The following is an 11,397-nucleotide window of genomic DNA, read 5'->3' on the forward strand; positions in this document are numbered from 1 at the left end:
CAAGATAACTAATCGCTTTTTCTAATTCCATTAAATTTCTTTTATTAGAACAACCCCTTTTTTACCTGAAATAGAAATATGTCCTTGTCCTTTTTTACCATATTTCGCCTTTATTTCACGTAACTTTTTGCCCTTGTCCAACATTTTGGAATCTACGTCATAAAATGATTTTGGCAATCTGACCAAACCTTCTTCTAAAGTTGCAGAGAAGACATGTGGAAAGTTAATAACATTGATATGTATTTCAGATGATTCTTGCTCCAAGCTTATTTTAGACGTTGCAGAAAGGATATTCTTTACCCATAAATCTGAAATTTTTAAGTTCAAATCAATATCCTTTTTAAGGCGATGTAAGCGTAGTTTACTAAATTTAAGATTGCCGTAAAGAGTACCTATCTCCCGTATATCAACTTCATCTTTATTAGAGTAAAATTCAAGGGATTCTACTTGGTTTATTTCTATGTTGCTGCCGCTGCTATTAAGTCTCATGGTATTCGCATGGTCCATATCCAAACCGCCATTGGTAATATTTATATTGGCGTAATTGATATTTTTTGCCCTAAGCTTTCCATATTTGATACTTACATCCGCTTTGTTCAAATTATCGCTTATCCACATATCTCCATGCTGTACATCTGCCATTAATATACCTACCCAATCCTCAATAAAAACATCGCCAAATTTATTGATGACCTCTAGTTCAACTTTTTGGGGCACGTAAACCTTATAATCAATTTGCACATTGCTTCGGTCAAAATCGAACGGATTGGCTTTTTCGAAAAGGTTAGAGAAAAATCCGGAGTTCTTATCCGCTATTTCATAGTTAACGGATATATATTTATCGCTATGTCTTATTACAGGTTTTATTCTATTCAAGAGCTCTTGGGCGTTTTCCCTTTTCTTATCGGTTACCGTAATATTGACGGTGATGGAGACTTCATTCTTGACCCATCCGTAGATATTGATATTACCATATTTATTTTCTAAATGAAGCTCTCCTGCATTGGTGAAAGGGTAGGTTTTAGAGATATCCTTAGATACCTTTTCTTGTGCCAAGGCTGTAAAACCAAGCAGTAACGCCAAGGCGAAAAGCTTAAGCTTTTTACAAAGTATATCCATAATCTTCTTCTTTAATTTTAGATTCGTTTAGCTGCTGCAATAGATTTTCAATGAGTTCTATGCGCTTTCTATAATTGGAAACAATGGCTGCCAAAACCTGTTCATTATCTAGATTGTTCCGCATTTCAAGTTTTAGTTGCTCATATTCGGCATCAAGCTCTACCATAAATGACAGAAACTCTTCTTTATCTGCCGCCGTTAATTGATTGTTGTTTTGCACTAATTGTACTTGGTAGGTTACCAAACCTTTGTAATGCATATCTATATCCTGTAGTTCCTTAGAAACATAATGGGTTGGTGTATTGGGGTTGCCAAAGAAGGTAAACCCAACAATTCCGGTAATTCCCAGTAGAATTACTATACTGGCAGCAATACGTACCATGGGCGATTTCCAGAGTGGTACCACCTTTGGTGGATTTTCGTTTAATTGCGCTGCAATATTTGCCCACATTTTTGCTCGGTCTGCCTTGTGATCAACAAAGACCGCTTTATTATCCCGTATATGTTTTTCAAATTGATCCATTACAATCCGTTTATAATTTCTACTAATTTCTTTTTTGCTCTGTGATACTGTGATTTAGAGGTAGATGTGGTTATGCCCAAGACATCACTAATCTCATTGTGATCATATCCTTCCAATAGGTATAGGTTTATTATTTGCTTATACCCTAATGGAAGTTTTTCAATACCAGATTTCACTTTTAAAATATCCATGGCATTCACTTTTTCAATTTCCACTTCATCGGTTAGGTGGTATTCATGCTCATCCATAGAGGTAAGCGGTAGCCGCTTTACCTTTAAATGGTTAATACTCTTATTAATGACAATACGTTTTAACCAAGCACCAAAAGAAGACTCATATTTAAACCTATCCAGGTTTTTGAAAGCATCTACAAAACTATCTTGCACAATATCTTCGGCATCTTCCTTAATTCCCAAAAACCGCATACTAACGTTGTACATGGCATCAACATAGAGCTCGTACAGTTGATACTGCGAGGTTCTATCGCCAGTCTTGCTGCGCTCAACAAGGGATCGATGCGTAAAACGAATTTCGGTTTCCAATGAATTTAGGTGGTTATTTGTACTCTAAAATTGGTTTCTATAATAAAGACAACCAATTTTTTAGATAGTTGCATTTTGCTACAATTTATTTGAAACTAATAGACTTGTAAGTTAGTACGATCCAAAGGGGCGAATGTTACCATTGTGATAAAACTTTATCTGCTGTGCAACCTTTTACAAATTATGTTGTCAATTAGTAATGTTCATCAATCAATTAAACAAATAGCATGATTAAAAAACAAAAACAACAAGTGTGCATAAGGCAGCTAAAACGTATGGCAGTGCTTATGTTACTATTTGCGAGCATTCAATTGCATGCCCAAGAAAATTATACCATTAGTGGTAAAATTACCGACATTGACAACGGTGAAACTCTTTTTGGGGCATCTGTCTTTTTAGAGGGTACCAGTATTGGGGTGGTTACCAATGAATACGGATTTTATTCGTTGACCGCACCAGAAGGATCTTATCGTTTACTCATTACCTACATGGGATATGGTGATGTTAAGCAAGATGTAAACCTGAACAGAAACCAAAACTTCAATTTTGAAATTTCTGAAGTTTCTACCAAGTTAGATGAAGTAGAGGTAACGGCAGAGGAATCTGAAATTGCCGTATTACGAAAACCGGAAATGAGCGTCCTCAAAATGAACATTGAAACGGTTAAGCAAATGCCGGTGGTTCTGGGTGAAGTGGATATTTTAAAATCGCTACAAATGCTACCGGGGGTAACCAATAACGGTGAAGGTACCGGCGGTTTTCACGTACGTGGTGGTGCGGGCGACCAAAACCTGGTTCTGTTGGATGAGGCTATCATTTATAATACTTCTCACATGTTCGGTTTTTTCTCGGTCTTCAATGCAGATGCCATTAAAGATGTAAAACTGTACAAAGGTGGTATACCGGCAAGGTATGGTGGTCGTGTTTCTTCAGTGTTAGATGTTAGGCAGAAAGACGGTAACAGTAAACGGTTTGCAGCAACGGGCGGCATTGGCATCATATCTAGCCGTTTGGCACTAGAAGCACCTTTGTTTAAAGAAAAAGGTTCTTTTTTAATTGCCGGTCGTCGTTCTTATGCCGATCTGTTATTAAAAGCTGCGGGGGAAGATAATAGCGTAAGTTTTTACGATTTAAACTTAAAAACGAATTATAAGATCAATACGAACAACCGACTTTTTCTTTCTGGTTATTTTGGACGCGATGCTTTTGAGCTGGGAGAGAATTTTAGTAGTTCTTATGGGAATTCAACAGCTAATCTGCGTTGGAACCACATTTTTAACGATAAACTTTTTTCTAACCTGTCCGCTATTCATAGTAAGTATGACTATGAGCTGGGTATTACCTCTGCGGAGTTCGACTGGGTGTCGTCCATTACCAATTACAATCTAAAATATGACTTAAAGTATTACTTCAGTGATGCTTTTAAACTAGATTTTGGAGCAAGCGGCATACATTATGAGTTTGATCCCGGTGAAATTATTCCTACGACCGAAACGTCATCTGTCAATCCTTTAGTATTGGAAAAGAAAAGGGCGTTGGAAACTGGAGTGTATGTAAATGCGGAACATAAATTAACGGAGAAGCTGACTGCACAATACGGTTTGCGCTACAGTGCATTTTCTAGACTTGGGGGGCAGCCCATGACGGAATATGCCAATAATCAACCAGTAGTCTATAATGAGGACCTTGGTATTTATGAACGTGGTGAAGCCATTGGTGAAACGGTATACGAAAAGGGAGACGCTATTAAGACCTTTGGCAATTTGGAGCCTAGGGCGTCATTGGCATATACCATAAATGATAATTCTTCTTTAAAGGCTGGCTTTTCTAGGGTGGCGCAATACATACATCTATTATCCAACACTTCTTCTGCTACGCCATTAGATGTTTGGACACCAAGCGGTCAATACATAGACCCGCAATTATCCAATCAATATGCCTTGGGCTACTTCCGTAATTTTAAGAACAAGGCGTATTCCATGGAGGCTGAAATCTATTATAAGAATACCGATAATAGAATCGATTATATAGATGGTTCTGATCTTATTGGACAGAATACCATTGAAACCGAAATATTAAAAGGGGAGTCAAGGGCATACGGACTAGAGCTTTTATTCCGTAAGAACGAGGGTAAATTTACGGGGTGGATCTCCTATACGCTATCCAAGTCAGAGCAGCGAACTCCTGGTGGTAATGCGGGTGGTTTGGGTATTAATGACGGTAATTGGTACAACACTCCTTATGATAGAACGCATGATGTCTCTATATCCGGGTCATATCGATTAAACGATAAATGGAGTTTTGGCACCAATTTGGTCTTTCAAACGGGCAGACCTGTTACGTATCCTAATGGTCAATATGAGTATGAGGGCGTTTCCATTGCTAGCTATTCCGATAGAAATTCCGATCGCTTACCTGCGTATCATCGTTTAGATCTGTCGGTCAATTATAAGCCCAACAGAAAGCCAAATGCCAAATTAAAAGGGGAGTGGGTGCTAGGTATTTATAACGCCTATAATCGTAAAAATGCTGCTTCGGTATCCTTTGGGCAGAATATAGAAACGGGAGCAAATGAGGCTACCAGAACCGCTATTTTCGGAATTGTACCATCCATTACCTATAACTTTAAATTTTAATACGATGAAAAATTATATAAAACCAATAATAGCCCTGTTCTCCGTTATTCTTACGGGCTGTACAGATGTTATAGATGTTGACGTACAAACAGATACCTTACGTTTGGTGGTGGAAGCTTCCTTAGACTGGGAAAAAGGAACTACGGGTAATGACCAAGTGATTACCCTACGTACGTCTACACCTTTTTTTGACACTCAAAGTACCAATGTTACGGGTGCGGAAGTTACTGTGACCAATAACGCTACGGGAGAAGTTTTTCGTTTTACCGATCAGAATGATGGCACCTATACCACAAGTGCCTTTCAACCTCAATTGTTTGCCACCTATACTTTGGAAATTGTATATAATGGAGAACGGTATGTTGCTGAAGATACTATGAATCCTGTTCCCAATATTACCGAAATCTATCAAGATACGGAAGATGGGTTTGATGATGAGGCAATAGAATTACATATTGTATTTACCGATTTTGAGGACGAAGGCGATAATTACCTTTTTAAGTTTGAACGACCACAAGACCTGTTACCTACTTTGGAAACAGGTGATGATGAGTTTATAAACGGGAACGAAGTGGACTGGTGGTATGAGATCGATGATGATGAGGAAGGTGATATACAACCGTTACAGCCAGGTGATGTGGTAAACATTACCATGAACGGTATTTCTAGAGCTTACTATAACTACATGGATATTGTTATAGACCAAATTGGCGGCGTAGGTATTTTTGAAGCTACACCGGTAGATGTTCGTGGCAATTGCATTAATACGACCAACCCAGATAATTATGCCCATGGCTATTTTAGGGTAACGGAAACTAATAAGGTAAGTTATACGGTAGAGTAGAAGTCTTTTTTAAGAATAGAAAAACCAAGCGCTACAGCAATTAGTGCTTGGTTTTTTAGTTTTGAATATGAAGTTTAACCGAATGTCAATCGTACCTTTTTATAATTTCAAAAGAAATTAAATTATTAATTATCAAGTGGGATTGTCCAATAAAATGCATCACCGTTTTCACGACCTAAAGAATAATGGAATACGCCATTGGGAAACAAATTGTCATCATAATTAGTGATTCGAATATTCAATTCACCGGTATGATTGGTGGTAGTAATTCCCAATCCTCGCTCATTCAAAATTTGGACAATTTCTTCTGGTATTTCAAAAGTATCAAAGGGAATGTCAATAGTATCCAATCCAAGATTTTTATACGACATTCGAAAAATATCGTTCTTTGCTGGGTCAGGGTGCAAAACTTCTAAGTTCAGCTCAGAAAAATCATGCGCTCCATTTATCTCTATATCTCCTTCATTTTTTTGAACTGTAATATCAGGAATAGTAATATCTAGGGTGTTTTTTTGATCTAAAATAAGGTTACTGCCATCTAGAAAATCTAATCCTATGCTTTTTACAACAATAGGGTATTCTTTTATATATGGATAACTTGCCGTGTAACCAGAGGTGCCTGTTTGAATGCTATTGACAAACAGAAGCCTATATAAATTTTCTCTATAACTTTCTTCATTGTTGAAGCCAAAAAGGGTAATACTGGCACTATCTACTGTATTGGGTATTTGAAAGGTAGTTATATCCTCTTCTTGAAGCATGGTCATTTCTTCAAATTGTATGCTCTGATCTTCTAAATTATCGATAAAGGAATAGCGGTAATTATTTAAAATATTATTATCGTATTGATTATAATAATACAAAAAAACATTCTCTGTTAGTGCTTCATCATACATAATTTCTAACGTAGGAAAGGATGAATTGCCAAAGTTATAATCTCTTCCAAGAAGTGAAATGAAACCTGAATTAGATGTCCCTTCAATAGTCACATTAAATGCCGTTTGATTACTTGGCCATACTACATCAATACCTAATTGATTAGCAACTTCTTCTATACTTATTAATTCTGTACCAGGTTTTACATTACCAAACATTCTAGCCATTTGAAAACTAGAATTGTTACTAATTATGTATTGGGTAACTATAATATTTTCTTCTATAAAATTATCTTCGGCGTGCAAAAAGATAGGGTCGTCATATGTAATTATCTTTTTAAAACCAACTAGTTCTCCTGTACTTTGAAGATTTATGGCTAAATAAGAATCTACAGATTCGCTAGACAACCCTCCAAAAGATCTAAAAAGTAATTTATTGATTTCAATTTCTTCGTCTTTTACACTTTCTAGATTTCCTGCCGTTACTGATTTTACTTTAAGTGATGTTTTACCGTTAGGATAATCAAAAGGGTTTATTTCTAACTCAAAATCTTTCTGATCGGTAGAAGCCACTTCAATATCATTAATTAGAACTGTGGTGTTGGTTTGTGCTTCTGTGCCGGAAATGGTAACATTAAAGCTTGATTTTGTCTCAATTAAATTCTCAAGTTCAGAGATTGAAATTACCGGTAAAACATCTTCGTTATGGTTAGGTTCTGGTTGGTTATTCTCTGAGTTATCTTTTGAACAGCTAATGTATAGGGCAATGAATAATAAGAATAGTATTTTTTTTAACATAGGTTGTTAGATATTTGAGCGGTTAAATACAATACAAATTTAAGTTGACGTGCTCGAAAATTTTATTTTACAGAAGGTAAATTAGTGTTTATTTTTTTTATAACAGAGGCTTTAATAATTCCGAGTGGATTAGGACGTAGTCGAATCTGCCGTAATTGCGGTGTAAACTGGCTTTTATGCGACTCTTTCAATTCGGCAATTTTCACATTCAGGATGAGTGTTTACCAAGTCAGCAATCGATTCATTTATTTTCTCAAATGATTCTCCATAAAAATATAATCCAGTTTCTGTATTTCCTTTCCAATATCGAAGAACATTATCTTTTATATTCGCTAATCGTCTAATCTCTATAGCCAAAGCTTCAGAGTCAGAATTTTTATAAACTTCATCGGATAGATTTATTCCGTCAAGATAAATTCCTAAACCTTCCTGTTTTCCAAATTCAATTTTCTGTTCCGTTTTCTCAATTGTCAGTTTAGAACCTTTTGGTGCTCCAAGCTCTTCAAGTTTCTCAATGATTGATTTAATATGATTTTCATTAATCTCATCAGAATTTAGTTGGATTTCTATGTCACAGTATTCCAATTCTCCAGATTCTAATTGCATAGTTCCTCCACCTGTAACTTCTCCAATTCCATTAGCTTGAAGAAATTCATCTAATGGGTCTTCATAAATTTCTCCTCTATCAATTGGCATTACTTTATCATTTAGAGTTGCGACAATAAAATTTCCAGAGTATTCTTCTTCCTTTTTTTTATTTAATCCGAAAAGTTTTTTAAAGAAATTCATATGTTGGTTTAGCTTGTTTACAACGTTTTAGCTAGGCGTAGTGCGGTAAGCAAGGAAATTTTTAGTTTCCGCCTGCCTGCCTGCAGGCAGGTCAGCGCAAGAAGCTAAAGCTTATTGTTCAGTTTATTTTTTCTTGTCCAAAGCTAAATCCATTCCCGATAGCTATCGGGATTAGCGACTTTATAAATTTATACAGATTTTTTCGATTTAGCCCATAAGTCCGCATTACGTTCAGGTTTGGCTAGCACCGGTATTTAGTATAGATCATTCAATTTTCTAAGACCTAGCAGAGTTAAATCCAATCTTTTTTTAATAAAAGAATTTAAATCAAACTCTTTTTTAGGCTCTAGATTTGTGGCAAATAGGTATGTGTTGTATTCAAATTCAACAAACCCAATAAACCAACCATTATATTCTCCGTTATAATTTGATAAACCAGATTTTCCACTAAGTTTATATTGGTCAGTTTCTTCAATGAGCATAATCTTTCGCATTATACTATCAGTTCTTTTGGAAATAGGAAGTTCAAAATTGTAGAATCTTTTCAGGAAGTCGATTTGTTGCATTTGACTTATTTTTGATTCTCCTTCTAACCAAAATTTATCAATATTGGTAGAATCAATTTCTAGATTCCCATAGTTAAGTTTGGAGACATAATCGATCATTCTTTTTGAACCAATTTTTCTTGCAACTTCTTGATAACAATGAACACAAGAAAATTGAAAAGCATCTTTAAGAATTAGGTCTTGTTCCCAACTTTTTAACCATTTTTTTTCACCGTCCCATTTAAATATGACACTATCATTTTCTATCACACCAGTTTCAAGTCCAATAATAGAATTGGCAATTTTGAAGGTAGATGCCGGTAAATTTCCGTTGTTAGACCATTCAAAGTCATTTGAATAGTACATGTCTTTGTTTAAATCATAGATTAATATTGAACCTTTAACATCTGCAGAATCAATAATTGATTGAAATTCAGGTTTTATAATGTTTCTATTCACCAATTGCTCGTTATTTAGAGTATTGGTTCCTTTTCTTTCTTTGCAAGAAATAAAAAGAATTAAAAATACAGCTATCGATGTTATTCTCATTTTTTATAGTGGTGCTAACTTCTTGGCTATAATCGTGTTTCGGGGAAATTCTTATGGATTTTCATGTCCAGTCCCATGCCATTGCCTAAAGTAAAAGTTTTCCGACTAGGAAATTCGCTTGCAATGGATTATAGATATCAATGTAAAACTTTTTTATTTCCGTACTAATTTAGTCAAGTCTATTTGTTTCGTATTTCTTTATTAGTTTTTTAGCAGCCTTTACCATTAAGGTTTCCGCACTAGAATTAATGCTAGGTACTCCTTTGTTATCTTCAAAATGGGAATTATCTGAGGTAACTTTCGCCATGGCCTGAGATGAAGAAATAATCTCGCCCGTATTAAGATCATATATCATAATGGAAACGGAAGATTGATTACTTGCGCTGTAATGGCCATTACCACTATCAAATGATACAGTTCCGGCTCCATTACTAATGACATTCCCTCTTATGTTGATCAGAAAATCACAATCTGTATCTCGTTTAAGCGTTTCCAATTCCGTTTTGTTTAGCTCAAATCCAATTTTAGGCGAAATAAGTTTGTCCATTCTTAATGTATTCATGTCAATCAAAGAGTCTCCAAGAATTTTTTTGAATTGTTCGTAGGAAGCATCATACAATTCATTGTCGAATATTTTTGAATTGGATTCCGTTCTATTGAGTACCCATAGTCCTTCTCCAAAATCAAGTTGTTTACCGGTATCGAATAGATAATTGTATTTCCCACCTCCACATGAACATAAAATGACAATTGAAAATAGATAGTATATTTTTTTCATAAAATTTTAATTGTTAAGCTTTGAATGTTTTAAAAGGTGTCGGTTAAGCATAGTGCGGAGGCAAGGAAATTTTTTCGTTTCCGCCTGCCTGCCGGCAGGCAGGTCTGTCGACGTAGCTAAAGCTTATTGTTTAGTTTTATTTTTTCTTGTTCAAAGCTAAATCCATAAGATTTAGCGACCTCATAAATATACACAGACCTTTCGGTTTTACCCTAAAGTCCGCATTACGTTTAGGTTTTGTCAGCAACTGAACTTATTTCTTGTCTTCATTTTGGATTATGTTGAATAAGTCACTATTTATTCCAACAAATATTTTAGAATAAGCTTTTTCTTTTTCCTGTTCTGTTAAATTAGTTTTTTGTAGAAATGATGTTTTAATTTCATGTCTTAAAGATTTTTTTTTATAATCTCTTCGGCGCGATATTTTTTCGTTGGAATAGCTAAAAATAATAAGATAACAATCACTTTTTAATCTTTCACCAATCGATTCCCACCATATTTTGTCCGTAATTCCCAATGAAGAGCCATATATGCAAATCAAGTTTGCGGATGAGATATGTTTTTTACATTGTTCATCAATCGTATGTTGCATTGCTTGATTACAATCAGATTTTATAAAAGCACTTGTTAATTCGGTCTCATTATGAAATAATTCATTTTTTATTTGAGAAATATCATTAACACCCATAACCATTGAATCATCAATAAATCCATGTACATGTTGAATCCCACGATAAAATATTTTTGCATTGTGATGATTTCCTAGTTGTAGAGCTTTAATATTTTCACCAATTAGTTTTTCGAACGTTTTTGTGTAATTGAATGTAATAACGTGAGTCTCCCATTGGTGGTTCGCCCATTTGTTTCTTATAGCAGTTACTTTATTTTTTTGTGCTACTGGTAAAGAATTCTCTGGAAAAGAGAGATAACCATAAAATTTTTCTTTATTAATTTTTAAAGCCTCTATTTTCTCCTCTTGGTCTCTTAGATATTCTGCTAAATTATCACCAATGTCCTCAAAGATTTCTATGAATTCGGCTATGCTATTTACTTGCGAGGTATATTGACCTAATGCCGATTCTAAATCTGCCCAAGTATTTTCTGATTCTATGTTTTTTTTTATTTTTGATATTACTTCCTTTTCTGAAACGACCTTTCTATAGTGTTTATAAAAGTCTGTGTATTTTGTCTGTAGTTTTAGATTAACGTCAAATCCATTTCCTAATAGGTAAATAATTTTCATAAATTACTAATGTTCTTTTAGTATAGTTGCTAACGTTTGGGCTAAGCGTAGTGCGGAAGTAAGGAAACTTTTCGTTGCCGTCTGCGCACGAAGCTAAAGCTTATTGTTTAGTTTTATTTTTTCTTGTTCAAAGCTAAATCCATAAGATTTAGCGAC

The 11,397-nt window shown here is 35.0% G+C and carries 10 protein-coding genes; 2 read left to right on the forward strand and 8 right to left on the reverse strand.

Annotated elements, in window-relative coordinates:
* Positions 1-30 precede the first annotated feature (30 nt).
* From PXC01_RS16665 to PXC01_RS16675, 3 genes are read right to left on the reverse strand one after another with little or no spacing between them, the layout of a single operon-like run.
* Complete coding sequence (locus PXC01_RS16665; protein ID WP_276473412.1) at positions 31-1,119, reverse strand: hypothetical protein; 1,089 nt, start codon at positions 1,117-1,119, stop codon at positions 31-33.
* The gene (locus PXC01_RS16670; protein WP_276473413.1) at positions 1,103-1,642 is read right to left on the reverse strand and encodes a hypothetical protein; all 540 of its coding nucleotides are present in this window, start codon (positions 1,640-1,642) and stop codon (positions 1,103-1,105) included. The genes PXC01_RS16665 and PXC01_RS16670 overlap by 17 nt, the downstream gene beginning before the upstream one ends.
* Positions 1,642-2,184: an RNA polymerase sigma factor gene (locus PXC01_RS16675; protein WP_252736432.1), complete on the reverse strand. Its 543-nt coding sequence runs from the start codon at positions 2,182-2,184 to the stop codon at positions 1,642-1,644. Before PXC01_RS16675 ends, PXC01_RS16670 begins: the two co-directional genes overlap by 1 nt.
* 227 nt (positions 2,185-2,411) lie before the next feature.
* Between PXC01_RS16675 and PXC01_RS16680 the strand changes: the two genes are divergently transcribed.
* Together PXC01_RS16680 and PXC01_RS16685 are read left to right on the forward strand one after the other, a co-directional pair.
* Positions 2,412-4,820, forward strand: a complete 2,409-nt coding sequence (locus PXC01_RS16680) for a TonB-dependent receptor (protein WP_420828595.1) — start codon at positions 2,412-2,414, stop codon at positions 4,818-4,820.
* A 4-nt stretch (positions 4,821-4,824) separates the two neighbouring features.
* Positions 4,825-5,664, forward strand: coding sequence for a DUF4249 family protein (locus PXC01_RS16685; RefSeq protein WP_276473414.1), 840 nt, complete (start codon positions 4,825-4,827; stop codon positions 5,662-5,664).
* Between the two features lie 125 nt (positions 5,665-5,789).
* Here the strand turns inward: PXC01_RS16685 and PXC01_RS16690 are convergent, their stop codons facing one another.
* The 5 genes from PXC01_RS16690 to PXC01_RS16710 form a co-directional block, all read right to left on the reverse strand.
* On the reverse strand, positions 5,790-7,337 hold the full coding sequence (locus tag PXC01_RS16690) for a hypothetical protein (protein ID WP_276473415.1): 1,548 nt from the start codon (positions 7,335-7,337) through the stop codon (positions 5,790-5,792).
* 174 nt (positions 7,338-7,511) lie between these two features.
* Entirely contained in the window at positions 7,512-8,126 is a 615-nt protein-coding gene (locus PXC01_RS16695; protein WP_276473416.1) for a hypothetical protein, read from the reverse strand.
* Between the two features lie 254 nt (positions 8,127-8,380).
* Positions 8,381-9,220 (reverse strand): class D beta-lactamase, encoded by an 840-nt coding sequence (gene blaOXA, locus PXC01_RS16700; RefSeq protein ID WP_276473417.1) that lies wholly within the window; start codon positions 9,218-9,220, stop codon positions 8,381-8,383.
* 169 nt (positions 9,221-9,389) lie between these two features.
* Positions 9,390-9,998, reverse strand: a complete 609-nt coding sequence (locus PXC01_RS16705) for a hypothetical protein (RefSeq protein ID WP_276473418.1) — start codon at positions 9,996-9,998, stop codon at positions 9,390-9,392.
* Positions 9,999-10,251: 253 nt separating this feature from the next.
* Positions 10,252-11,241, reverse strand: coding sequence for an AbiH family protein (locus PXC01_RS16710; protein ID WP_276473419.1), 990 nt, complete (start codon positions 11,239-11,241; stop codon positions 10,252-10,254).
* Positions 11,242-11,397: the final 156 nt, after the last annotated feature.

The sequence above is a fragment of the Maribacter huludaoensis genome, from assembly GCF_029350945.1.
Lineage (GTDB): Bacteria > Bacteroidota > Bacteroidia > Flavobacteriales > Flavobacteriaceae > Maribacter > Maribacter huludaoensis.

Excerpts from the sequence above, each read along its gene's own strand:
- blaOXA (WP_276473417.1), bottom strand. The coding sequence starts at position 9,220 with ATGAGAATAACATCGATAGCTGTATTTTTAATTCTTTTTATTTCTTGC.
- PXC01_RS16680 (WP_420828595.1), top strand. The coding sequence starts at position 2,412 with ATGATTAAAAAACAAAAACAACAAGTGTGCATAAGGCAGCTAAAACGT.
- PXC01_RS16695 (WP_276473416.1), bottom strand. The coding sequence starts at position 8,126 with ATGAATTTCTTTAAAAAACTTTTCGGATTAAATAAAAAAAAGGAAGAA.
- PXC01_RS16665 (WP_276473412.1), bottom strand. The coding sequence starts at position 1,119 with ATGGATATACTTTGTAAAAAGCTTAAGCTTTTCGCCTTGGCGTTACTG.
- PXC01_RS16710 (WP_276473419.1), bottom strand. The coding sequence starts at position 11,241 with ATGAAAATTATTTACCTATTAGGAAATGGATTTGACGTTAATCTAAAA.
- PXC01_RS16705 (WP_276473418.1), bottom strand. The coding sequence starts at position 9,998 with ATGAAAAAAATATACTATCTATTTTCAATTGTCATTTTATGTTCATGT.
- PXC01_RS16690 (WP_276473415.1), bottom strand. The coding sequence starts at position 7,337 with ATGTTAAAAAAAATACTATTCTTATTATTCATTGCCCTATACATTAGC.
- PXC01_RS16685 (WP_276473414.1), top strand. The coding sequence starts at position 4,825 with ATGAAAAATTATATAAAACCAATAATAGCCCTGTTCTCCGTTATTCTT.
- PXC01_RS16670 (WP_276473413.1), bottom strand. The coding sequence starts at position 1,642 with ATGGATCAATTTGAAAAACATATACGGGATAATAAAGCGGTCTTTGTT.